Origin of the sequence: Pseudomonas syringae group sp. J248-6 (assembly GCF_032586995.1) — a bacterium.
Classification (GTDB): Bacteria; Pseudomonadota; Gammaproteobacteria; order Pseudomonadales; family Pseudomonadaceae; genus Aquipseudomonas; species Aquipseudomonas amygdali.
Window position 1 is genome coordinate 404,112 of sequence record NZ_JAWHOP010000002.1, and the last position, 23,865, is coordinate 427,976.

The window sequence follows — 23,865 nt, forward strand, 5'->3', positions numbered from 1 at the left end:
GTGTCATCAGAAGTAAACCGTCTTGTTACCCGTAACGCGTTGCGTAATGAGGTCGCTGAGATAACTGTTCGAGGTAACTTTCCGGTCTGTGTCATCCCTTCTTAACGCAAGTTCGATTTAATCGCGTGTGATAGCGGATGCCTGGTCTTTGATCAGGTCCCGTGCCTCTGCCTTTTAGTCAGGCCCAGCTCGCACCAGTCTGACTCATGGCGCAGCTCGCTCTTTTGCGCGGGCAGCAGTTGTCGCTGTGATTTTTCTGGTGACCAATGGAAGGATAAAGACAATGACCTCCGTCAGCAAAATCACCACTGAAAAGCCAAAAGACCCGGTAGACGCCAAGGCCTGGGAGCAGGCCGTGCAGCAGTCCAGGGATGCCGGTATCCAGTGGGAGTTACCTTCAGATGACAAGCGCTCTGCACAGGAAATCATTGACGACAACCCGTTGCTCAAAAGTCTGGGCGGACGAGGCGACCGTGGCGAAGCCAAAGAGAACCTGATCGCTCAGGTGGGCGATTACACCAAGGATGCGAGCGCCGCATTCCGGGCTGTGCAACTGCTTGAACACATTGAGACCTTTGACGCCAATGGTAACCGTCTGGCCAGCAACGACATCGGCAATAATCGCATCGACGGGTATACCAGCAGCAGCGACGCGAAGCATGGCAGCGAAGCTGGTCGTTTGAAGGATTTCGGCAAGTTCGGTTTTTCCAGTCTGAAAGGCAAACTGCATGAGGTGCGATCCCCGGCTGACGACCCTGCCATCCGTGAGCAGGCCGAGAAACTGGGCATTCAGTGGGAGCGACCGAAAGGTGACGAGCGCGACGCGCAGGCCATAATCGACAGTGACCCGTTGTTGAAAAATCTGGGTAACCAGAGTGACGTCAAGGACATGCTCAAGGAGCAGGTCGGCGATTTCGAGCGCGATGCCGACGCAGCCTATCGCGCGACCCAGGTGCTGGCTCACATCGAACAGTTCGATGGCAACGGCGTGCGGATTGTCGGTAGCGATGTAGCGAACGGTAGCATTAACGGTTTCACCAAGAGTGGCGAGGCGAAGAACGGTACTGAAGCCGGTCGCCTGCAGGACTTTGGCAAGGACGGGTTTGCAAGCCTCAAGGGCGAGATGACCAATGTGTCATCAGCGGGTGACAACAAGGAAGCACGTGAACAGGCCGAGAAACTCGGTTTTTTGTGGGAGTTGCCCAAGGATGACAAGCGTTCGGCCGAAGAGATCATCGACGCTAATCCGTTGTTGAAGAATCTGGGCAACCAGAGCGGCGTCAAGGACATGCTCAAGGAGCGGGTCGGCGATTTCGAAAAAGATGCCAATGCCGCGTTTCGTGCGGCCCAGGTGCTTGACCGGGTGACCCTGTACAACGAGAAGGGCGAGGCTCAGTCAGGTGGCCAGGTGTTCAACAGCAGCATTGATGGCTTCACCAAGGGCGCCGAGGCAAAGCATGGCACCGAGGCCGGACGGTTGCAGGATTTTGGCAAGCTGGGCTTCGCCGCGCTCCCCGAGCTGAAAAAGACCGAGGAGATCGGTAGTTACAAGGACTTTCTCAAGGCCAACCCTGACGCCGATGAGGCTTCAAAGCAGATCGCCAGATATGCGGCGATCATCGACGAAAATTACGACGCGATCAAAGGCAAGACCGGCTCTTCGGATTTCAACGCTGAAGCACTGACAGCCTACAAAGAGAAAAACCCTCAGTTGAGTGATGAGGTCAAGGAAGCGTTGGACTTCTGGTCGCAGCCCGGTGCCTTTGCGTTGCTCGACAATGCGAAGAGTCCCCTGGAGCAGGGCACAGATGGCAAGGCCAGCCGCGGTGACATTCAGGCCTTCATCAAGACAGCTTCGCCGAAGGACGTCGGGGCGGTAGGTACATTGCTGGAAGCCGTTGCCGAAGGCAATCTGCTGGACAAGGTCAACACCGACCCGCTCAACAAGGATGTGTTCGATAACCCGCAAAATTACAGCGCAGAGCAGAAGGCTGCGGTACTTCAGGAACTCAAGGCTGCACAGAGTCTGATCGTGCAGGGCAGCGGTGCCGGGATGTGGAAGGACGACAAATCCAAGGTCCAGATTGCCAACAATGTACGCAGTCATCCCGATGCGCAGAAGCTGCTCGATGATGTCAACAAACATGTAGCGATGCTTGAAAAGGATGCCGCAGTAGTCAAGTTCTATAACGAGAATGCCACCAGCGAGGCAAGCAAGGTGCTGGAGGGCAGCGACGGGCTCAAGCGCGCGCTGCAAAGTACTTACGACAACGATATCAAGACCGGTGCTGCGCTGGACAAGCTGTGGGACGCCAATACCAAGGATGGCAAGACCGACCAGCAGACAGCGCTTGCTCAGTTCTACAGCTCGGCGCAAAGCGTTCAGGGCGCGCTGGGTTTCAGCAAACCGGGCGAAATTCAGGAAGCAGTGCAGAAATTCTCGCATAACAAGGATTTCGAGGCTTTCTATGAAAAATCGCTGGTGTCCGGTGAGCGCCTCAAAGAGCTGTTGAAAACTGAAAGCTTTGAAGTGGCGACCAGCCAGTTCAGCATGGAAGTGGCGATGTACAACGCCGCGCTGAACCCAGAGTTCACGGGTAAATACGACGACAAGCTGACAGAGAACTACACCGCGATTGCTCAGGAGAACGTCTTCAACGATGCCAGCTTTGAGGACCTGAAAAAAGCATTCGGCAAGGAAGGCAGTGAAGCGCTGGATGAGGAGAAGGTCAAGGCGCTGATCGACGAGATCAGCAAGAGCAACCCCGAACTGCTGATGAATGCCGATGGCAAACCCGCTACGTCTGACCAGATTCTTGGCGTTTTCAGGGGCAATTGGGATTTGCTGCGTCAGGGCACCAAGTCCATTTCCGAGCTGGGCCTGTTCAGCGATAACTCGTCGATAAAGGCCGCTTCCGGTGCCGGAGTCCTGCATGGCGTCAGCGGCCTGTTCATGGCCGGTATCACCATCGCCAAAGGCGCAAATGGCGCGGGGGCCCTGACTGATCGGCAAATCGTCGACATCACTACCGGCTCGGTACAAAGCGCAACGTTGCTGGTCGAGGGCGGCATCAAGAACGTCACGACCATGTTCAAGGACATCAAGGACGTACTGGAGCCGGACGTTTACAAGGACATCACGACTAACCTGTCGAAACTGGAAAACGCCGCGAAGGGGCTCGGTGGACTTGCCGGTGTGGCTGCGGGTGCTTACGGCATCTTTGATGGAGTGAAGTCGATCAGAAGAGGCGAGCTGGTTGCCGGTGGCATGAGCATCACTGCCGGATCTCTCGGCGCTATGGCAGGTCTGGCATCTGCAGCTGAAGGCGCTGCGGGCGTTCTGCAACTGACGGGCAGCGTGGTCCGTGCCTTGCCGCTGCTCGCTGGCAGCCTTGGCATTGCCGCGGCCGGCGTGGGTGCTCTGGCGCTGCTGATTCCCGGTCTGATCGAGGAGGGCAAGCAGGAAACGCGCGTTGACCGCTTCTCCGATCACCTCAGGGACTACCTGACCCAGTACGAGATCGACGGCGTCGAGAATGGCGACATCTATGATGTGCCGGACAGCGAGTGGCCGGGCCCAGAGGAAACCACGATCGCTTCGTGATGTGAACAGGCTGGGGCAACCCGGCCTGTTTTTTTATGCGAGTCCCTGCCTGCTTCAATCAGTTTTTCATTTCGGCCTCACACATTTCAAACATCTGGAGCCTGATCATGGCGACATTCGCGCTCTGCGAAACACGCCTCCATTGATCATCCAGGTAGACACAATGAACAAACTGCCCCAGATAACCCTGGCGTTCTGGATCATGAAGATCTGCGCGACCACACTTGGCGAAACGGCGGGCGACTTATTGTCGATGACGCTTGATGTCGGGTATGCGATCAGCTCTCTGATACTGATAAGCCTGTTTGTAGCCACGCTCGTGACACAGCTCGCCGCAAAGCGTTATCACCCGATGCTTTACTGGTTGGTCATTCTTTCCACCAGTACCGCAGGCACCACGATGTCGGACTTCATGGACCGGACACTCGGGCTTGGCTACGCAACGGGTTCTGCAATCCTGATTACCCTGCTGATGGCCATTTTTTGCGCGTGGTATGTCAGCGAGAAATCGTTGTCGGTAGACAGAGTCTCGACGCTGAAAGGTGAGCTTTTTTACTGGTTCGCGATTCTCATCTCCAACACGCTGGGCACAGCGCTCGGCGATTATCTGGCCGACGACTCGGGGCTCGGCTTTGCCGGAGGTGCGGTGCTGATCGGTTCTGCGATAGCGTTGGTCGTTGTCCTGCATTTCACCACCAGACTGTCCTCGATCATGCTTTTCTGGATCGCCTTTGTGTTGACGAGGCCATTCGGGGCGACGTTGGGCGATGTGCTGACCAAGCCCTACGAGAAGGGCGGACTGGATTTCGGCACGGTAGGGTCGTCCGCCGTGTTGCTCGCGGTGTTGCTGGTGCTGGTGGTGGCGGCGACTTACCGCGAGCGTAAACCTTCGCCAGCCGATAACAGGCTGATTGAGAGCGGACCTGGTCAGGCCTGAAGCAGTTCGCTCAAGGCCTCATTCAACTGCTCTGCACTGAACGGTTTGGCGACGCAGCGCCGGTCAACCCATACCTCGGGAATGCCCAGTCGCCCATACCCTGAGCAAAACATGAAAGGTATGCCGCGATGGGCAATGGCCGCTGCGATCGGGAATGAGTTACCGCCGATGATATTGATATCCAGAATGGCCAGGTCGTAGTCGCCGTTGCGCGCGTATTCAATGCCTTCGCCAAGCGAACTGGCGTGGTAAGCGGTAGCGAACCCCAGGTCCTCAAGCATCATTTCCATGAGCATTGCGAGCATTGTTTCGTCCTCGACCAGCAGCACTTTGGGGAGCGAGGTCTGGTCGTCTGATTCTGAACTCATAAGCTGCTTTCCGGTTTGTCTGGCCACGGGATCAGCATCGACCAGATGATGCCTGTGCTGGCGAACCGAATGTCGGCCTTGCCTTTGAGTTCCCGCTCGATACTGCGGCGTATCAAGCGAAAGCCAAAGCCTTTCACTGTGCTTGCGGCAACGGGCGCGCCGCCCGTTTCCTTCCATTCAATCTTCAGCGTGGGAGGGTTGTGCCCGGCGTCCAGGGTGGAGCTCACCGTCACCTGACCTGCCGCTGATGAAAGTGCACCATGCTGCACCGCGTTAGTCATCAGTTCGTGCAGAACCATTGAGAGCGTCAATGAAAAACGCGGCTCCAGAGTGACCGGATCGCCTGTGAAGCTGATCTTGTACGTCCCTGCGTTTACCGCTTGAAGCTGCTCGATCAGGTCGACCAGTTCCGTGGATATCCACTCTGCCCGGGCCAGCGCATCATGCGCCTGGCTCAGTGCAAACAGACGTGCATCGAAGCTTTTGCGAAAGGACTCCAGTGAGGCAGAGCTGTTGACCGTGAGAGAGGCGATGGCCTGAACGGTTGCCAGGGTGTTTTTGACCCGATGGTTCAGTTCGTTCAGCAGCCCCGCGCGGGTCAGGCGATCTTCCAGTTGCTGGCGCTCCAGTTTGCTGGAGATCGATTGCGCCAGTCGATGAGTCGTGCCGCTCTGTTTTAAAAACGTCGCCTCGCCAATGACATCCTGCCCCTCATGCCTAGGCAGCGTGAAGGAAAATACACTTCCCGAATCGAGTGAGCTTTCGGCCCACAAGCGTCCACCGTGGGCGGTGATAATACCCTGGCATATATAAAGACCCAGGCCGTTGCCTCGCGGGTTGCCTTCCTTGACAGACCAATAGCGCTGGAAAATATAGGGCAAGTGTTCCGCCGGGATACCTATCCCGTCATCACTGACCTTGAACAGGACTTCATTTTCACTGGCGACCGCATCGATGTTGATTCGGCCACCTTTGGGGGTGAACTTGATGGCGTTGCCGACCAGATTGGAAAGCACCTGAAAGATTCGCTCCGGATCCGCATTGATGACCAGGCCCTGCGCGGCGGTGCAATTGAGCTCGATATTCTTTTCAGTGGTCAGCATGACCAGAAGGCTGCACGCCTCTTCAAGCAGGCTGGTGACACCCAGCGGCAAGCGCGAAAGCTGATAACGGCCCGCTTCTATCTGTGCGGTATCGAGCAAGTCTTCAAGAAGACTGTTCATGCGGGTTGTCGCTTTCTCGATGGTGCCCAGTGCGCGTCGGATGTTGCGGTTTTCAGCGTGCGTATCGCCGACTGCCCATCGCTGCATCATGCCGCACTGCATGATGATGATCGACATCGGGTTGCGCAGGTCATGGGACACCACCGCGACCAGTTCATCGCGCAAACGCACCGCCTCCTTTTCGCGCTGGACCTGGCGCTCGAGGTCGTTCTCCAGTGCTGAGCGGCGTATGTCTTCGGCACCATAAAGATCGCCCCGCGACCAGGGGCTGGCGATGCCTGTTACCTGCTGTTCCCATACGTCGAAAGACTGTCTTGGGTGCAGGCGATGGGGGGCGGAGCCCTCCGGGCTGGTACTCACATGATGGGCCGGGTTACCGCTCCAGTTCATTGTCGAGGTGAGTTGGGCACGAAACCACATGACCGCGTTATCAATCGGCTTGGGCAATGTAAAGGCTATGACGCCGCTCGCGACGTCTCTATAGGCGGCGCTTTCGGGATACTCCTTGTGCATGGAGTTGGTATGAAAAACGCCCAGCCCCTGCAAGCCTGTCGCGCGCTGCGCCGACTGCTGGCGTGCCAGGCCTGTGTCCCGAATCCAGAGGTACAGCGCGTGCACCTGCTCGGTGGCAGGGCACACGCCGAACAGGTGAACCCGGTCGTCAATCAGAACCGCGGCGCCGTCTGCCAGCGTCAAGGACTGAAGCAGCTCGGGTCGGCTCACCAGCCCGTCGAGGATGTCATGGTCGGCACGACTCATTGCATCTGCCAGTTGCCCGAGCAGGGCAACTTTCTCTTCCCGTTCGCGCCGGATATCCGTTGCGACAATTGCGGAAATTTTCACCGACAACAGTTGCCCGATCATTGCACAGGCATCGCGCAGCTCTCTGGACACCAGCAGCGGTTCAGGATGCCCGCAGGCGATAAGACCCCAAAGTTCGCCTCCGTCCAGCAGCGAGATGCTCATCGATGAGCGCACGCCCATGTTCTTGAGGTATTCGCAGTGAACAGGGGACACGCTGCGCAGCGTCGAGAAGCCCAGATCGAGTGGCTGACCTGTTGCCGGTCGCAGTGTCGGTATCAGGGGGACCGGAACGTAGGTTGCGTCTGGAATCACCCGAATCCAGTTCAGACGATACAGTTCTCGCGCCTGGGCAGGAATATCCGAGCCTGGGAAGTTCAAACCACTGTAACTGGGCAGCAGCCCGGTCAACGCCTGGGCAACGACTTTGCCATGCCCCTCGGGCTCGAACCGGTAAATCATCACCCGGTCATAACCGGTAAGTGCCTGAATCTCGTGAACACTGATATCGAACAGCGTTTCCAGCGTGGTCGCTGCCTGCAGGTTGCGCAACACACGGGTAATGATTCTGGACTGTTCGTGGCCGGCTTCGACGAAGGGTTCCAGTTCGATAATCAGCACGTCATCGCTACGGTGCAGCGAAGCACTGTAGTGAGCGCTTCCCAGCGTCAGTCGTATCGGATCAATGTGTGGGATAGCAGGGTGGTGGTACGCGTTTTCGATAATCGTCGCCTGCTCGGGCGATAACAGCACTGACAGAGGCCTGCCCAGCAACGCTTCGCTGTCCAGCCCAAGCTCGTTTGCGCAGTTGGCGCTGACTTGCTCGATACACAGCGGGTTGCCTGCAACGCTGAGTAATACGCCATGGGGCTGAATTGCGCCGGGGACCCGAATTGGTTCACTGGCACACTCGGCGAGCGCAGCTTCAAGCGCTGCATCAGGACTTGCATCCAGAATGGGCTCGATCATTTGCGTGAACTCCATAGGGTATTTCAACCGGAAACAGCCTGCCGCCGCCTTGGTACGACATGCAGTCGTCAGGCACAAAGAGCGATTCGGACAGGTTTTTGTCAGCAGCAACAAGACTTTGAACGGCCAGCGGCCCGGGTGGACAGCGCAAGAAATGCGAGGTTGCCGCGAAGGTGCGGCGTGGAGACCTGAATAAGGCAGCCCTGCTGATGCAAGCCAGAGAGTGTAGGAAGCTTGCCACCATAACAGGTGCCAAGAGGATGCGTGGTTTTAACTGTTTTTTCGGCCAGCAGGTGCCAATTACAAAAAAGCCCCGCCAGACAATGTCTGGCGGGGCTTTGCTTCAAGCTGTGAAAGCCTTAGAGCGCCATGTCACTGGCTGGATTGCTTTTCGCTGGCTGGGCAGCAGGTGCAGGTGTTGGAGCATTACCTGTCTTGTTCACCGGCGGCGGTGGAGTCAGCTGCAGGACTTCGGCTGTGTAAGCCCATTCCTCGGCAACGCGATCCGGGTTGTTGTTCAGCTTGGTGCCGTAGCTAGGCACGATCTGGTGCAGTTTTGCCTGCCATTCCGGAGTCGCTACCTTGTCCTTGAAGACTTTCTCAAGCACGCCCAGCATGATCGGCGCTGCAGTCGAAGCACCTGGCGATGCGCCCAGCAGACCGGCGATGGAGCCGTCCTTGGAAGCAACGATTTCGGTACCCAGCTTCAGAACGCCGCCTTTTTCTTCGTCACGCTTGATGATCTGTACGCGCTGACCGGCTTGCATCAGGCGCCAGTCTTCTTTCTTGGCGTTCGGGAAGTACTGCTGCAGGGCAGCGAAGCGATCGTCGTCAGACATCATCACCTGACCGGCGAGGTATTCGATCAGCGGGTACTGTTCGATACCAACGCGAGTCATCGGCCACACGTTATGCGTGGTGGTGCTGGTCAGCAGGTCGAAGTAGGAGCCGTTTTTCAGGAACTTGGTCGAGAACGTTGCGAATGGGCCAAACAGGATTACGCGCTTGCCATCCAGAACACGGGTGTCCAGGTGCGGAACCGACATGGGTGGCGCGCCAGTCGACGCGATACCGTAGGCCTTGCCCATGTGCTGCATGGCCAGAGTCTGGTTGTCGGTGACAAGCCACGAACCGCCGACCGGGAAGCCTCCGTATTCCTTGGCTTCAGGAATACCGGATTCCTGCAGCAGGTGCAGGGCAGCACCGCCAGCGCCGATGAACAGGAACTTGGTGTCGGTCTCGGTAACAGTACCGTCTTTCAGGTTCTTGTACTTGACGCGCCAGGTGCCGTCGTCGTTGTGATTGATGTCTTCGACTTCGCTCGACAACTGCAGATTGAAATTCTGCTTGGCTTTCAGATTGGCGACGAACTGGCGGGTGATCTCGCCGAAGTTGACGTCGGTGCCGATCGGGCTCCAGGTCACGGCCAGCTTCTGCGCCGGGTCACGACCTTCCATCATCAATGGAACCCACTTCTTGATCTGCTCGTGGTCTTCGGAGTACTGCATGCCGCTGAACAGCGGGCTGGCCTGCAATGCTGCGTAACGCTTGCGCAGGAACTGGATGTTGTTGTCGCCCCACACAAAGCTCATGTGCGGCGTGGAGTTGATGAACGAACGCGGGTTCTTCAGAACGCCGGTCTTGACCTGCCACGACCAGAACTGACGGGAAATCTGGAACGCTTCGTTGATCTCGATGGCCTTGGAGATGTCAACGTTGCCGTTCTTGTCTTCCGGGGTGTAGTTCAGCTCGGCCAGGGCCGAGTGGCCGGTACCAGCGTTGTTCCAGCCGTTGGAGCTTTCTTCGGCCACGCCATCGAGGCGCTCGACCATTTCCATCGACCAGCTCGGCTCCAGCTCGTTGAGCCAGACCGCAAGCGTTGCACTCATGATGCCGCCGCCGACGAGCAATACGTCGACTTTCTTGGTTTCAGCCGCCTGCACGGGCATCAGGCCCATGGAAATGGCCAGACCCAGCAGGGCCGTGTTCACTTTTTTAAACATTCTGTCATCCATCTGATAAACGCCATCCGCCGACTACTCCTGAAGAAACGGCCTGTCACATGCATCGAAACCTGCGACAAACGCTCGCACCCACAGGGACTAGAGGTGGACATACAAGGCCAATATAATACCGCTCGAGACCTCAATTTATGTCCTGCTGCGCTGACTTCTTATCATCATTGGATTCAGCGTCATGAGTGACATTTGCTCTGTTGGTGTGCGGCGGCGCCCGGGAATGTTCTCCCTTCGGCACCCTCCATAAAACACACCCGGTCAGCCTGTTCACGGAGTCTGAGACGCCGCATCGGGGCATGAAGGCACGCCTGATGTGCAATTTAATGCACGCGTGCCGCGACATTCCCAAGGTGGCATACCGGCAAAGACGCGGCATTTTCGCATAATGTGCACCTCGGTTGCGAGATGCCATCATCAAATCGGGCGCGAATGCCTTGATTTAGACGCTTCGCAGCCTGCCCCCCCTCTATATCGTCGTTTATGCGCGGGTCTTTAGCCGCTTGCCAGAATGTGGCAATCCGCTGGTCTTACCCCGTCGCCCACATACATTTTTACCTGCCGCACTGCATTCATGAGCCAGTTTCACAAGGGTTTGTGGATTTGCCTGGCTAATCAGCATCCCGACCACCTGCTAGTGTCAATACACGGCTGTGGTGTGTGGTGGCTGCAATCTCCGGATACAGACGCCCGTCAAACAGTTGGAACTTTACCTGCGCTGGCCAGTTAAACACTTAACCGGTGATAGCGTTTTGGCTCTGATCACCCATGAAAGCCCGATGAAAGATCAAGGCAGCACGCCGTGAGCAGGAGTACGCCCAGGCCGCTGACCAGACAATAACGCCCGTCGCTTTACAGCAGCGTCGGCTATTACCGAGTGACCCTGATGAGTGAACCCAAGAAGCACAAGGATTCTGCTGTGGACAGCAGTGCCGTGCAGCCTTCGCGCCGCAACTTTTTGAAGTTCGGTGCTTCCGGCATTGCTGCGGCCACGCTGTCTACCTGGATACCCGCCGACGGCATGCTGCAGGCAGCCCCGGTGGCTCCTGTAGTCGAAGACAGTGACGCGCCCGCAGCGGGCGAGCAGCGCATCCAGTTGAAGGTCAATGGCCAGGTTCATACCCTGAACGTTCCGGCCAACGCCGTTCTGCTCGACGTGCTGCGTGACCGCCTGCAACTGACGGGCACCAAAAAAGGCTGCGACCATGGCCAGTGCGGTGCTTGCACGCTGTTGGTCAATGGCGTGGCGATCAATTCCTGCTTGTCCATTGCCGTCCAGCATCAGGGCGACAGCATCACCACCATCGAAGGCCTGGCCGAGAACGGCAAGCTGCACCCGGTACAGGAAGCCTTCTGGGAACACGATGCCTATCAATGCGGTTATTGCACGTCTGGACAGATAATGAGCGCGGTCGCGATTCTCCAGGACCCGAACATCCCTTCCGATGACGCCAGCGTCAGAGAAGCCATGAGCGGCAATATCTGCCGCTGCGGTGCCTACAAGAACATTCTCTCGGCCGTGCAGTCTGCGCGTTCGAAGATGGGAGGAGCTGCCTGATGCGAACGTTCGATTACGCTCGGGCTGCATCGCCCGCGCAGGCATTCAGCACTGCGTCGGGTGAGGGGCAGCGCTTCTATCTGGCAGGCGGCACCACGTTGCTTGATCTGGTCAAGCTGGATGTGATGCAACCGCAGCAACTGGTGGACATCAATCATCTGGCGTTGAAACAGGTCGAGTCGCTGCCCGATGGGCGTCTGCGCATCGGCGCGCTGGTGAGCAACACTGATCTGGCCAGGCATCCACTGGTGCAGCAGCGCTATCCGGTGTTGTCTGAAGCGATTCTGGCAGGTGCTTCGACCCAGTTGCGCAATAAGGCCACCACCGCTGGCAATGTCATGCAGCGGGTGCGCTGCCCATATTTCCGCGATGGTATTTCAGCCTGCAACAAGCGCCAGCCGGGCTCCGGTTGTGCAGCTATCGGCGGCATGAACCGCAGTGTGCATGCGGTGCTGGGTACCAGCGATCACTGCATTGCAACGCATCCTTCGGACATGTGCGTCGGCATGGCGGCCATCGGCGGGCAGGTAACCGTTCAGGGGGCCAATGGCTCGCGAGATATTCCTTTTGCCGACTTTCATCTGCTGCCCGGTGATACGCCGCAGCGTGAAACTGCGCTGGCGGCCCACGAGCTGATCACCCACGTGACGCTGGATGCACCGCTGGCAGGTGGTCGTTCTTCTTATCTCAAGCTGCGCGACCGTACCTCTTACCAGTTTGCCCTGGCGTCCAGTGCAGTGATTCTGGTGATGGACGGCAAGCGAATCACCGATGCGCGTATCGCGCTGGGTGGCGTGGGTACCAAGCCGTGGCGGGCCGTGGAGGCTGAACGTGCACTGATCGGTCAGCGTGCCGACATGGACACCTTTGCGCGGGTCGCAGCGCTGGCCATGAAGGGCTCACGGGCCTATGAACATAACGCCTTCAAGATCCCGCTGGGTCAGCAGGTCATCGTCCGCAATCTTCGTGACCTCACGGCGTAGGAATCTCTCATGAGCGAAAACATCATTGGTGTGCCGCAGCGTCGTATCGACGGCGGCAAGAAAGTCAGCGGTCAGGCGCGCTACGCCGCTGACCACCCGATGGGCAAGATGCTGTATGCCTATGGCGTCTACAGCACGATTGCCAACGGGCGAGTGGTTGCCGTGAAGGATCAACAGGCCAAGGCGATGCCTGGCGTGGTCGACATCTTCCATCATGGCAATTTTCCTGCTTTGCACCGTACCCCGAACACCAAGCTGAGCTTTGCCAAAATGCTCTCGGCGAGCAAGGCGGACGAGCACCGCCTGCCGTTCGAAGATGACCGTATCTATTACCCCGGGCAGTTTGTGGCGCTGGTGGTTGCCGAGAGCTACGAGCAGGCGAGGGCGGCTGCCTACCGCGTGACGGTCGAGTACGACGAGCGCCCGGCGGTCAAGGACCTTGACGAAGGCATGCGTGTCAACGGTGCCCGTGACGGCGGTGCCGGGCACAACCGGGGTAAGCCGGACAGCGCGTTTGACAGTGCAAAAGTCAAAGTCGATCAGACTTACACCACGCCGGTTGAAGTGCATAACCCGATGGAGATGCACGCCAGCACAGCGTGGTGGCAGGACGGCAAGCTGTTTGTCTACGAGAGCACTCAGGGCGTGGTCAACCACCGCAACCTGCTGGCCAACGTTTTCGACCTTTCGCCTGATCGCGTTGAAGTGCGTGCACCGTTCATAGGCTCGGGCTTTGGCGGCAAGCTGTGGCCGTGGCCGCATTCGGTCGCGGCGTGCGCGGCGGCCAAAGTCACCGGGCGCCCTGTGCAGTTGGTGTTGCCGCGTGCGCAGATGTTCACCACAGTGGGCCATCGTCCGGAGACCCGCCAGCGCTTGCGTCTGGCCACCGATGCCAGCGGCAGGCTGGTGTCGATCCGTCACGAGTCGTTCAACAACACCTCGATGCTGGATGACTACACCGAAAACTGCGGTGGCGTGACCAAAAGTCTGTATGCCTGCGACAACGTGCTGGTCAGCCACAAGATCAGCTCTATCAACCGGGGTACGCCAACCTCCATGCGCGCGCCGGGTGCGGCACCGGGCCTGTTTGCACTGGAGTCGGCCATTGATGAGATGGCCCTGGCCAGTGGCATGGACCCGCTGGCATTTCGCAAGCTGAACCTGGCCGACAAGGATCAGAGCGTCGGCTTGCCGTGGTCCAGCAATCACTTGCCGGAAGCCATCGACAAAGCCGCCGAGCGATTCGGCTGGCACGCGCGCAAGGCCGACATTGGCTCAATGCGCGAAGGCGATGAAATCATTGGTTACGGCATGGGCGCCTGCAACTGGGAGGCCTATCAGGTGCCTACCGATGCGCGAGTCGTTCTGCGCTCTGACGGTACGGCGCTGGCCCAGTGTGGCTTGCAGGACATCGGCACCGGCACCTACACCATCGTGGCGCAGACCGTCAGCCAGTTGACCGGCATTCCCGTTGAGCGTGTTGAAGTAGAGCTGGGCAGTTCGTCATTCCCGGCCGGCCCCGTTTCCGGTGGTTCATGGGTGACGGCCAGCGTAATGCCGGCGATTGCCGGGGCCACGCGTGAAGCGTTGCAGAAGCTGCGTCAGTACGCTGTCAGCAAGGATGCGGTGTTCGCCGGGCAGGACGCCGAGTCGATCAAGGTCGAAAACGGGCAACTGGTGATCGGCGAACAGCGCGCCAGCTTTGTCGATGTGCTGAAGGGGCAGCGCCTGTCGCGCGCTGAGGGTAATTTTCAAAGTGGCATGCCTGAGGCGGGCAAGTATTCCTTCCGCTCGTTCGGTGTGCATTTCGTCGAGGTGCGCTGGGACCCTGGAATTTCCAGCCTGCGCGTGTCTCGGGTAGTCAGCGCCATCGATGTGGGCAAGGTCATCAACCCGCTGACAGCACGCAATCAGGTGGAAGGCGCAATCGTGATGGGAATTGGTATGACGTTGTTCGAGGCCGGTGAATATGACCCGCGCAGTGGCATGCCGGTCAATAACAACTATGCCGAGTACGTAGTGCCGGTGCATGCGGATCAGCCGGATATCGACGTCTTGCTGCTCGATTATCCGGACTACAACCTGGGTGAGTTTGGCGCGCGGGGCATCGGCGAGATCGGTGTGACCGGGCTTGCAGCTGCCGTGGCCAATGCGGTGTATCACGCGACCGGCAAACGGGTGCGTAGCCTGCCGATCAGCAAGGAAAAACTGATGGCGGGGTTGTAGCAATGAAACAGCTCGATTTGCAGGTAGTGCAACAGGCTCGTGACTGGCTGGCTGGCGGCAAAGCCGTCTGGCTGTGCACGGTTCTCTCCACATTCGGCTCGGCCCCGCGCGGGCCCGGGGCGATGCTGGTGGCGTTGAGCAGCGGTGAGCACCGCGGTTCCCTGTCTGGCGGCTGTGTGGAGGAGGACTTTCTCGAGCGGGTCGCTGCAGGGCAGTTTCAGCCGGTTAATCAGGTGGTCCGCTACGGCGACGGCGGTTTTGTGCCAACGCGGGCCTTGCCGTGCGGTGGTGTGCTGGATGTGTTGATCGAGTTCATTGCACCTAGCCCGCAAGCCGATGCACATCTGGGGGCTATCGAGCAGGCGCTCGCTGGACGTGAGCTGGTCAGCAGGCACGTGCAGTTGGGCGGTGGGCAGAGAGAAATCGGGCCTGCAACGATGGGCGAGGCGCGGGTGCAGGTGGACGGCGAACGCATCAGCATTCGTATGGGGGCGGTGTATCGCGTGCTGCTTGCCGGGCTATCGCCGGTGGCGGAGTTCTGCGCCAGTTTTGCCGTCGCGATGGGCTATGAAGTCATCGTCTGTGACCCGCGTGTCGAGGTCACCTCAGGGTTTTCGATGCCGGGTGTCGAGGTGCGCGGTGTATTGCCTGCGGTGTTCATTGCCGAAGGTGGCTGTCACAGTTCGACGGCGGTACTGGCGTTGACCCATGATCCGAAACTGGACGATCTGAGCATGCTCGAAGCCGTACGCACCGAGGCGTTCTACATAGGTGCAATGGGTTCTATGCGCACCAGCAGCAAACGTCTGGAGCGTCTGGGCCGGATCGGCGGGCTGGATGCCAGGGTGCTGGAGAGAATCCATGCCCCCATCGGCCTGAACCTGGGCAGCAAGACGCCTTCCGAAATCGCTATTGCGGTGATGGCTGACATCCTGCGCGTGGCCAACGGTGTCAGTCGTGCCGAGGTTTAAGGTATTGCGCACAGGCTTGCGCCAGCGCTGACGGTGTGTCGGCGTCGCGCAGAATGCCAGGGTCATCGCAATTCAGTACGTCACACACCTCCGGGTTGTTCATGATCAGGGCCTTAGCGCCCTGATCGCCTTTCAGCGTCAGCAGTGCCGGCCAGAACTGCCGACCAATGATCACCGGATGGCCGCGCTGGCCGCCATGCATTGGCACCGCAATGCGCTGAGGACTGGCCAGTGCGGCCAGTTCGCGCAGGGTCTGCGGCGTTATCCAGGGCATGTCTGCAAGCAGAATGGCGACGGCTTCGGCAGCGGAGTCCATTACGGCGGCAATGCCGCTGGCGAGACTGTGGCCCATGCCCAGGTCGGCATGTTCGCTGCGGATGATTGTTACGTGTGCGGGAATACCCAGTGCTTCAGCGTCATCGTCGGCACGCAGTACCAGCCCCACGTTGCTGAATTCTCTTCCGGCGTTTTCAAGACTTGCGGTCAGCAAAGTACGTCCACAGGGCAATGCAGCCTGTCGTTTATCGCCACCAAAACGCCTGCTTCGGCCTGCCGCCAGTACCAGGGCGAACACTTTGGGGTTCTGGCTGTCTATGCTGCTCAATCCGATGCCTTATGAGTCGTGAGAGGGTTCGCGTGCAGCCACACCATGCAGTACGGCTGGCGTACGCAGAATGCCTTATTTCGCTGTTCTGCCGGTAGCGGTACGAATCATGTTTTCGAGGGTTTCAAGTGGACAATCACATTCGTCCTGTCGAGCTGGAAAAAGCCTACCGTCTGCTCAATCACGGCCCGACTGTGCTGGTGTCCTCCAGTCATGAAGGCACTCACAACGTCATGGCTGCGGCCTGGGCCTGTGCGCTGGATTTCTCGCCGCCCAAGGTGACACTGGTGATCGACAAGATGACCAAAACCCGCGGGCTGGTGGAGAAGAGCGGTTATTTTGCGTTGCAGGTGCCCAATCTGGATCAATTGCAGATGACCTTCGACGTCGGCACCCAGAGCAAGGTCTTCACCCCGGACAAGCTTGATAAAGCCAATGTCGACCTGTTTCTGATTGAAGATCATGTCACGCCGCTGGTTGTCGGTTGCTCTGCCTGGCTGATCTGCAAGGTCATCCCGGAGCCGCACAATCAACAGACCTACGACCTGTTCATTGGCGAAGTCATCGGCGCGTGGGCTGACACCCGTGTGTTCAACGACGGGCACTGGGAATTCGAAAAGGCCGACCCGAAATGGCGCAGCCTTCATTACGTGGCGGGCGGGCATTTCTATACGATTGGTGAGCCTGCGGTGGTGGAAACGGGCGAGGAATGATCGCGATGTCTGGCCCTGACGATCTCCACTGGCCGTAAAGGCCTCTTCGTGAGCAAGCTCACTCCCACACAAGCACACTCATCGTTCCCGTGGGAGCAAGCTTGCTCGCGAAGGCGGACTGACTGCTCCGCAAATAGTCAGCGGCTGCACCAGCCTTTTTCATGAGCAAGCACACACCGCCTCCGTGGGAGCGAGCTTGCTCGCGAAGGCGGACCGACTGATCAGCAGACATTCAGCGGCTGCACCAGCCTTTTCATGAGCAAGCACACACCGCCTCTGTGGGAGCGAGCTTGCTCGCGAAGGCGGACTGACTGATCAGCAGACATTCAGCGGCCTTCGCGAGCAACGCGGATGGTCGCCCCGGTCGCTCCCGTAACGGCTGTGTACCTGCTGAACCCTCAGTGACGATCCCGCCATACGGTCTGTGCATTGCAGAACTCGCGTACACCGAAGTGCGAGAGTTCACGGCCAAAGCCGCTTTTCTTAACGCCGCCAAACGTCACGCGTGGGTCTGAAGCGCTGTAGCCGTTGATGAATACACCGCCGGTTTCCAGTTCTTCGGTCATGCGTTCTGCCAACTGCAGATCACGCGTGTAGACCGTCGCGGTCAGGCCGAATTCGCTGTCATTGGCCAGCTCCAGAGCGTGCTGCGCGTCGCGGGCGGTAATGATCGATGCTACCGGGCCGAACAGCTCCTGTCTGAAGGAAGTCATCTGGTCGGTCACGTCGCCCAGTACGGTCGGCTCGTAGTAGTTGCCTTGGCCATCAGCCTTCTTGCCGCCCAGCAACAGCGTCGCGCCTTCGGCAAGAGTGTCCTGAACCTGAGCATCCAGTTCATCGCGCAGATCAAAGCGTGCCATCGGACCAATGTAGGTCTCGCTGGACAACGGATCGCCGATCACCAACTGGCGAGTCTGCTCAACGAACCTGCGCGTGAATTCCTCGACCACACCTTGCTCGATGATCAAACGCTTGGCCGCCGCACAGACCTGCCCAGTGTTCTGGAAACGACCGATGACAGCCGCTTTCACAGCCTGATCCAGGTCCGCGTCATTGAGCACGATGAACGGGTCGGAACCGCCCAGCTCCAGCACGCACTTCTTGAGCGCCGCACCGGCTTGAGCACCAATGGCCTGGCCCGCGCGAACACTGCCGGTCAGCGTGACGGCTGCAATGCGCGGGTCGGCAATGGCCTTCGAGACGCCCTCGGCGGTGACGTTGATGACTTCAAACACGCCCTCCGGAAAACCGGCACGCTTGAAAGCTTCCAGCATCAGGTAAGCGCAACCCATAACGTTGGGTGCATGCTTGAGCACGTAGGTATTACCCGCCAGCAATGTTGGAATTGCGCCGCGCAAGACTTGCCAGATCGGGAAATTCCACGGCATCACCGCGAGAACAGTGCCCAGCGGACGGTACTCGATGCGTGCCTTGTCATGCTCGACCTGAGTCGCTTCGGCCACCAGCATTGCCGGGCCTTGCGCCGCATACCAATCGCATAACTGTGCGCATTTCTCGACTTCGCCCCTGGCCTGCGCCACGGGCTTGCCCATTTCCCGGCTGATCATCTGTGCAATGTTTTCGGCGTCGTCGCGCAGGGCCTGGCCCATTGCGATGATCAGTTGCGCACGTTGCTGGACGGGCGTGCGCTTCCAGCCTGCAAAACCGGCAGCCGCACGCGACAGGCTGCGATCCAGTGTGGCGGCGGATTCGAAGGCGTAGTGGCCGATCTGTTCGCCTGAGGCGGGGTTGATCGAGATTGCGTGGGTATTGCTGGTGACAGTAGTCATTGCGCCATCCTGTTGAGGTGGGAAGTGGGACCAGAATATAGGCGTGCAATGCTTTCTAAAACTGAATAATAATGAGCGTATCGTTCATGATTGGAGAATGAAATGGATCTGGTTCAGCTGGAGATGTTCAAGGCGGTGGCTGAACACGGCAGCATCAGCGCCGCTGCGCAGCATATTCATCGCGTGCCCTCGAACCTGACGACGCGTATCAAACAGCTGGAGCAGGATCTGGGCGTAGACCTGTTCATTCGCGAAAAACACCGTTTGCGACTGTCGCCTGCCGGCTGGAATTTTCTCGATTACACGCGGCGCATACTGGACCTGGTACAGGAAGCGCGGCTGGCGGTTTCCGGCGAAGAACCACAAGGGCCTTTTTCACTGGGCTCGCTGGAAAGCACGGCGGCCGTGAGGATTCCTGCGCTGCTGGCGGTCTACAACCAGCAAAACGCCAAGGTCGAACTGGACCTGTCCACCGGGCCGTCCGGCACCATGATCGACGGTGTGCTTGCCGGGCGCCTGGTTGCTGCGTTTGTCGACGGGCCGGTGCTGCATCCATCGCTCGAGGGTGTGCCGGTATTCGAAGAGGAAATGGTCATCATCGCGCCACTCAACCATGCGCCGGTCAAGCGCGGGCGGGATGTGAGCGGTGAAAGCATCTACGCGTTTCGTGCCAACTGCTCGTACCGGCACCACTTCGAACGCTGGTTTACCGAGGACGCCGCAGTGCCGGGCAAGATCCACGAAATGGAGTCTTACCACGGCATGCTGGCCTGCGTCAGCGCCGGTGCCGGGTTGGCGCTGATGCCACGCAGCATGCTGGAAAGCATGCCCGGTTGTGCCACAGTCAGTGTCTGGCCGTTGTCCGAAAAGTTTCGTTACCTGCACACCTGGCTGATCTGGCGTCGAGGCACCGTATCGCGCAGCCTGACTCGCTTCGTGGAGTTGCTGGAAGAACAGGCCAGACCGCCGCAAGCCGGATGAGGTAACGTCGGCAGTTACTGCGCGGCAGATACCCGTCCGGCAATCGCTGCACCCACTTCCTGGGTCGAACACTTGCCGCCCAGGTCCGGTGTGACGTCGCCACTGGCAATCACTTGCTCGATAGCGGTGATGATCTCGTCATGAGCCGCTGCGAAGCGTTCATCGCCCTGGCCGAGGAATTCCAGCATCAGCGCGCCGGACCAGATCATCGCAATCGGGTTGGCGATGTTCTTGCCGAAGATGTCGGGTGCCGAGCCGTGCACCGGTTCGAACAGCGAGGGGAAATTACGCTCCGGGTTGAGGTTGGCCGACGGCGCAATGCCGATGGTGCCAGCACACGCCGGGCCGAGGTCGCTGAGGATGTCACCGAACAGGTTGGATGCCACCACCACGTCGAAGCGCTCGGGTTGCAGCACGAAGCGCGCGCACAGAATATCGATGTGTTGCTTGTCCCAGCTGATGTCCGGGTACTGACTGGCCATCGCCTCGGTGCGCTTGTCCCAATAGGGCATGCTGATCGCCATGCCGTTGGATTTGGTCGCGGACGTTACGTGCTTGCGCTCGCGTTTGCTGGCCATCTCGAAAGCGAACCTGAGAATACGGTCGACACCGCGACGGGTGAACACGGATTCCTGCAACACGAACTCGTTTTCGGTGTTTTCAAACATGATCCCGCCCAGCGACGAGTATTCGCCTTCGGTATTTTCCCGCACCACGATGAAATCAATGTCGCCCGGTTCGCGATTGGCCAGCGGGCAGGGCACGCCGGGAAACAGCCGCACCGGACGGATGTTGGCGTACTGGTCGAACTCGCGGCGAAACTTGAGCAGTGAGCCCCAGAGGGAGATGTGGTCTGGCACTTTTTCCGGCCAGCCCACGGCACCGAAAAAGATCGAATCGAAGCCTTTGAGCTGTTCAAACCAGTCGTCCGGCATCATCTTGCCGTGCTTCAGGTAGTAATCGCAGCTGGCCCATTCGAAGTATTCGAACTCCAGCTCCAGACCGTGCTTCGCGGCGGCAGCCTGAACCACACGTACGCCTTCGGGCAGTACTTCAAGGCCGATGCCGTCACCGGCGATGGCAGCAATACGCAGTTTCTTGTTGTGCATGTCGGGCACTCTTGTCGGGCGGTTTGTCAGGGATGAGTCACACAGGCCATCCATGCTATAAGCACATGATATAAAGATAATCAGTTGATTAATGGATTGAGAAAACACGAATCGTGAATTATCCAAACCTTGATGACCTGAACGTGTTCATCCACGTTGCTCGACGCTCGAGCTTCGTGGGTGCCGCCAATGAGCTGGGCATGTCCGCTGCTTATGTCAGCAAGCGGGTCAAACTGCTGGAGCAGAATATGGGCGTGGTGCTGTTGCACCGCTCAACGCGGCAAGTATCGATCACTGAAGACGGCGAGCGAGTCTATGAGTGGGCCAAGGGCCTTCTGGAGTCTGTGCAGCAGATGGGCGACGAAGTTGCCGCGCTGCACGGCGAGCCCAGTGGCTTGCTGCGAGTGGTCAGCAGCCAGGGCTTCGGTCGCCGTTTCGTAGCGCCTGCCTTGTCAGAGCTGGCGGCGCTTTATCCGAAGCTGGATATACGTCTGGATATTCAGGACCGGCTGGTCGACCTGATCGAGGAGGGCGTCGACCTGGACATCCGCGTCGGCAACGAAATTGCCCCGCATCTGCGTGCAAGGCACCTGGCCAGTAACTGGCGCGTGTTGTGCGCAAGCCCCGCTTACCTGAAACATCACGGGGCGCCACTGAGCATCGGTGAGCTGGCCAACCATGATTGCCTGGTGATCAAGGAGCGCGACCGGCCGTTCGGCATCTGGCATCTCAACGGGCCGCAAGGCGCTGAAACCGTCAAGGTGACCGGCAGCCTTTCCAGCAACCACGGCGAAATCGCCCGCCAGTGGTGCCTGGACGGGCGCGGCGTGTTGCTGCGTTCGCTTTGGGATGTACGTACTGATCTGGCCGAAGGCCGGTTGATTCAGGTGCTGCCGGAATACCGCCAGGACGCGGACATCTGGGCGGTTCATACCTCACCGCTGATGAGTTCGGCCAAGGTCCGCGTCACGGTGGAGTTTCTGCGTGACTACCTCGCTTTGCATCCGTCACCGGCGAACCACTGACGCGTGCCTACCGGCGTCAGTGCGCCCCCGCTGCCTTGTTCAGGTCGCTGTCCGTCCATTCGGTGTAGATACACGCGTCGGCAGCGGCCCAGCGCACCCGCACCGGGTCGCCAGCCCGGAGCAGCATGCCGGTCGCTGAAAGCGCTTTGACAGTCATGACAGTGCCGCCTGTGGTGACCACCGAACAGGTCTGGCTCTCGCCGAGAAAAAGCACCTCAGTGACCTTGGCACTTACTTCGTTCCAGCCTGCTTCAAGTGGTATGTCAGCAGCTTGTTCAACGCTCAGCGCCTGGGCTTTCTCCGGGCGAACCATCAGCAGAACGTCCTGATCGGTCTTCAGGCCCGGGGTCAGGCGAATCGCCAGCGCAAGGCCTTCAAACGTTGCCACGGCGTTGCCCTGTGCCTTGAGCCTGAGGAAGTTCGAGTTGCCGAGAAACGACGCAACGAAGGCATTTGGCGGGTCCTGATACAGGTCATAACCCGAACCCAGACCGACGATTTTGCCGTGGCTGAAAATCGCGATGCGCTGGGACAGGCGCATGGCTTCTTCCTGATCATGAGTCACATAGACGATGGTGATGCCCAGCCGACGATGCAACTGACGCAGTTCGTCCTGCAGGTCTTCACGCAGCTTCTTGTCCAGTGCGCCCAGCGGCTCGTCCATCAGCAGGATGCGTGGCTCGTAGACCAGCGCTCTGGCAATGGCGACTCGTTGCTGCTGGCCACCGGACAGTTGCGAAGGGCGGCGGTGAGCGAACTCTTCCAGCTGGACGAGTTTGAGCATCGCATCGACTTTCTTCTCGCGCTCAGCCGCAGGCAACTTGCGGATCGCCAGCGGAAAAGCAATGTTGTCGCGTACCGACAGGTGCGGGAATAGCGAGTAGCGCTGAAACACCATGCCGATGTCGCGCTTGTGCGGCGGCACATTGACCAGCGATTTGCCACTGACCAGAATCTCGCCCGAACTGGGCGTCTCGAAACCGGCGAGCATTGACAGCGTGGTGCTTTTGCCCGAGCCACTGGAACCGAGAAAGGTCAGGAATTCGCCGTCCTGAATATCCAGGGAAATGTTGTCGACAGCGGCGAAATCACCGTAGTGCTTGTTCAGGTTGCACAGGCTGACCAGCGTTTTCTGATCCTGATGGGCGGGGTCTTTGATCACGGCACTCATGAAGTACTCCTGGCTTCGTTGCGGCGACGCAGGGTCGCGGCGATGAACATGATCAGCACCGACAGGGCGATCAGCAGCGTTGAGGCAACAGCGATGACCGGCGTCAGGTCCTGACGCAGGGTGGTCCACATTTTTACGGGAAGGGTTTGCAGGGTCGGGCTGGCCATCATCACACTCAGCACCACTTCGTCCCACGAGACCAGAAACGCGAACAGCGCGCCAGCCATCATGCCCGGACGAATGCCGGGAAAGGTCACTTTGTAGATCGCCTGCAGGCGTGACGCGCCACAGATTACCGCGGCATCTTCAATGGACTGATCGAACAGTTTCAGCGAGTTGATGATCGAGATGATGGTGAACGGCAAGGCGACGATCACATGGCTGACGACGAAGGAAAACAATGTGCCGGTGTAACCGAGTTTGAGAAACAGGGCGTACACGGCAACAGCGATAATCACCAGCGGCACAATCATCGGCAAGGTGAAGATGCCGTACAGAAAATCGCGCCCGGGGAAACGGCCGCGCACCAGCGCGAAAGCGGTGGGCAGGCCCAGCGCCACCGAGGCAATGGTGGTCAGAATCGCGACCTTGAGGCTGGACATGGCGGCGGCCATCCAGTCCGGGTTGGAGAAAAACTGCTGATACCACTTCAGTGTCCAGCCGGGTGGCGGAAATACCAGCCACTGTGATGAACCGAATGACAGCAGGACGATGAACAGGATCGGCAGCAACAGAAACAGCGCGATCAGGCCAGTGGTCAGGTACAGACCCGTACGCAGGCCGGGGCTCATGGCATTGGGTGTCAGGAGCATGGCGG

Annotated in this window: 17 protein-coding genes; 9 read left to right on the plus strand and 8 right to left on the minus strand. The window is 58.9% G+C overall.

What is annotated here, in order from left to right:
• Positions 1-283: 283 nt before the first annotated feature.
• Positions 284-3,604 (plus strand): type III effector HrpK domain-containing protein, encoded by a 3,321-nt coding sequence (locus RYC17_RS03925; RefSeq protein ID WP_316902545.1) that lies wholly within the window; start codon positions 284-286, stop codon positions 3,602-3,604.
• Between the two features lie 163 nt (positions 3,605-3,767).
• Complete coding sequence (locus RYC17_RS03930) at positions 3,768-4,541, plus strand: hypothetical protein (protein WP_058407495.1); 774 nt, start codon at positions 3,768-3,770, stop codon at positions 4,539-4,541.
• Here RYC17_RS03930 and RYC17_RS03935 read toward each other — a convergent pair.
• The 3 genes from RYC17_RS03935 to mqo all read right to left on the minus strand — a co-directional run bounded on the left by RYC17_RS03935 (position 4,532) and on the right by mqo (position 9,905).
• A complete protein-coding gene (locus RYC17_RS03935; RefSeq protein WP_057430892.1) occupies positions 4,532-4,909 on the minus strand; it encodes a response regulator in 378 nt (125 codons plus the stop codon). The two genes, RYC17_RS03930 and RYC17_RS03935, sit on opposite strands and share 10 nt — an antisense overlap.
• A complete protein-coding gene (locus RYC17_RS03940) occupies positions 4,906-7,902 on the minus strand; it encodes an ATP-binding protein (protein WP_316902546.1) in 2,997 nt (998 codons plus the stop codon). The genes RYC17_RS03935 and RYC17_RS03940 overlap by 4 nt, the downstream gene beginning before the upstream one ends.
• Before the next feature lie 359 nt (positions 7,903-8,261).
• Positions 8,262-9,905: a malate dehydrogenase (quinone) gene (gene mqo, locus RYC17_RS03945; RefSeq protein WP_058401565.1), complete on the minus strand. Its 1,644-nt coding sequence runs from the start codon at positions 9,903-9,905 to the stop codon at positions 8,262-8,264.
• A gap of 898 nt (positions 9,906-10,803) precedes the next feature.
• Here mqo and RYC17_RS03950 point away from each other — a divergent pair.
• Genes RYC17_RS03950 through RYC17_RS03965 form a run of 4 tightly spaced genes read left to right on the plus strand, consistent with a single transcriptional unit; the run spans position 10,804 to position 15,655 of the window.
• The gene (locus RYC17_RS03950) at positions 10,804-11,475 is read left to right on the plus strand and encodes a (2Fe-2S)-binding protein (RefSeq protein ID WP_058401423.1); all 672 of its coding nucleotides are present in this window, start codon (positions 10,804-10,806) and stop codon (positions 11,473-11,475) included.
• Positions 11,475-12,458 carry an FAD binding domain-containing protein gene (locus tag RYC17_RS03955; RefSeq protein WP_005777643.1) on the plus strand — a complete coding sequence of 328 codons (984 nt, stop codon included), beginning with the start codon at positions 11,475-11,477 and terminating at the stop codon, positions 12,456-12,458. Before RYC17_RS03950 ends, RYC17_RS03955 begins: the two co-directional genes overlap by 1 nt.
• Before the next feature lie 9 nt (positions 12,459-12,467).
• Positions 12,468-14,684: a xanthine dehydrogenase family protein molybdopterin-binding subunit gene (locus RYC17_RS03960; protein ID WP_122258425.1), complete on the plus strand. Its 2,217-nt coding sequence runs from the start codon at positions 12,468-12,470 to the stop codon at positions 14,682-14,684.
• A 2-nt stretch (positions 14,685-14,686) separates the two neighbouring features.
• Positions 14,687-15,655 (plus strand): XdhC family protein, encoded by a 969-nt coding sequence (locus RYC17_RS03965; RefSeq protein WP_058401426.1) that lies wholly within the window; start codon positions 14,687-14,689, stop codon positions 15,653-15,655.
• Here RYC17_RS03965 and RYC17_RS03970 read toward each other — a convergent pair.
• Positions 15,636-16,259, minus strand: a complete 624-nt coding sequence (locus RYC17_RS03970) for a nucleotidyltransferase family protein (protein ID WP_316902547.1) — start codon at positions 16,257-16,259, stop codon at positions 15,636-15,638. The genes RYC17_RS03965 and RYC17_RS03970 overlap by 20 nt on opposite strands.
• Positions 16,260-16,387: 128 nt before the next feature.
• On the opposite strand from RYC17_RS03970, the gene RYC17_RS03975 reads away from it, so the two are divergent.
• Entirely contained in the window at positions 16,388-16,972 is a 585-nt protein-coding gene (locus tag RYC17_RS03975; protein ID WP_316902548.1) for a flavin reductase family protein, read from the plus strand.
• 398 nt (positions 16,973-17,370) lie between these two features.
• Here RYC17_RS03975 and RYC17_RS03980 read toward each other — a convergent pair whose 3' ends face one another.
• Positions 17,371-18,762, minus strand: a complete 1,392-nt coding sequence (locus RYC17_RS03980) for an aldehyde dehydrogenase family protein (protein WP_316902549.1) — start codon at positions 18,760-18,762, stop codon at positions 17,371-17,373.
• Positions 18,763-18,864: 102 nt separating this feature from the next.
• Between RYC17_RS03980 and ptrR the strand changes: the two genes are divergently transcribed.
• Entirely contained in the window at positions 18,865-19,743 is an 879-nt protein-coding gene (gene ptrR, locus RYC17_RS03985) for a putrescine utilization regulator PtrR (RefSeq protein ID WP_004658151.1), read from the plus strand.
• Between the two features lie 14 nt (positions 19,744-19,757).
• On the opposite strand, the gene RYC17_RS03990 is transcribed toward ptrR, so the two are convergent.
• Positions 19,758-20,852, minus strand: a complete 1,095-nt coding sequence (locus RYC17_RS03990) for a tartrate dehydrogenase (RefSeq protein WP_316889109.1) — start codon at positions 20,850-20,852, stop codon at positions 19,758-19,760.
• Between the two features lie 113 nt (positions 20,853-20,965).
• On the opposite strand from RYC17_RS03990, the gene RYC17_RS03995 reads away from it, so the two are divergent.
• The gene (locus RYC17_RS03995; protein WP_316889108.1) at positions 20,966-21,877 is read left to right on the plus strand and encodes a LysR substrate-binding domain-containing protein; all 912 of its coding nucleotides are present in this window, start codon (positions 20,966-20,968) and stop codon (positions 21,875-21,877) included.
• A gap of 16 nt (positions 21,878-21,893) precedes the next feature.
• Here the strand turns inward: RYC17_RS03995 and RYC17_RS04000 are convergent, their stop codons facing one another.
• Both RYC17_RS04000 and RYC17_RS04005 read right to left on the minus strand, forming a co-directional pair.
• Positions 21,894-23,048, minus strand: coding sequence for an ABC transporter ATP-binding protein (locus RYC17_RS04000; protein WP_219171520.1), 1,155 nt, complete (start codon positions 23,046-23,048; stop codon positions 21,894-21,896).
• Complete coding sequence (locus RYC17_RS04005; protein ID WP_316902550.1) at positions 23,045-23,860, minus strand: ABC transporter permease; 816 nt, start codon at positions 23,858-23,860, stop codon at positions 23,045-23,047. Before RYC17_RS04005 ends, RYC17_RS04000 begins: the two co-directional genes overlap by 4 nt.
• Positions 23,861-23,865: the final 5 nt, after the last annotated feature.

Coding starts and splice junctions, on each gene's coding strand:
- ptrR (WP_004658151.1), top strand. CDS start 18,865: ATGGATCTGGTTCAGCTGGAGATGTTCAAGGCGGTGGCTGAACACGGC.
- RYC17_RS03965 (WP_058401426.1), top strand. CDS start 14,687: ATGAAACAGCTCGATTTGCAGGTAGTGCAACAGGCTCGTGACTGGCTG.
- RYC17_RS03955 (WP_005777643.1), top strand. CDS start 11,475: ATGCGAACGTTCGATTACGCTCGGGCTGCATCGCCCGCGCAGGCATTC.
- RYC17_RS03940 (WP_316902546.1), bottom strand. CDS start 7,902: ATGATCGAGCCCATTCTGGATGCAAGTCCTGATGCAGCGCTTGAAGCT.
- RYC17_RS04005 (WP_316902550.1), bottom strand. CDS start 23,860: ATGCTCCTGACACCCAATGCCATGAGCCCCGGCCTGCGTACGGGTCTG.
- RYC17_RS03950 (WP_058401423.1), top strand. CDS start 10,804: ATGAGTGAACCCAAGAAGCACAAGGATTCTGCTGTGGACAGCAGTGCC.
- mqo (WP_058401565.1), bottom strand. CDS start 9,905: ATGTTTAAAAAAGTGAACACGGCCCTGCTGGGTCTGGCCATTTCCATG.
- RYC17_RS03925 (WP_316902545.1), top strand. CDS start 284: ATGACCTCCGTCAGCAAAATCACCACTGAAAAGCCAAAAGACCCGGTA.
- RYC17_RS03935 (WP_057430892.1), bottom strand. CDS start 4,909: ATGAGTTCAGAATCAGACGACCAGACCTCGCTCCCCAAAGTGCTGCTG.
- RYC17_RS03990 (WP_316889109.1), bottom strand. CDS start 20,852: ATGCACAACAAGAAACTGCGTATTGCTGCCATCGCCGGTGACGGCATC.
- RYC17_RS03930 (WP_058407495.1), top strand. CDS start 3,768: ATGAACAAACTGCCCCAGATAACCCTGGCGTTCTGGATCATGAAGATC.
- RYC17_RS03980 (WP_316902549.1), bottom strand. CDS start 18,762: ATGACTACTGTCACCAGCAATACCCACGCAATCTCGATCAACCCCGCC.
- RYC17_RS04000 (WP_219171520.1), bottom strand. CDS start 23,048: ATGAGTGCCGTGATCAAAGACCCCGCCCATCAGGATCAGAAAACGCTG.
- RYC17_RS03960 (WP_122258425.1), top strand. CDS start 12,468: ATGAGCGAAAACATCATTGGTGTGCCGCAGCGTCGTATCGACGGCGGC.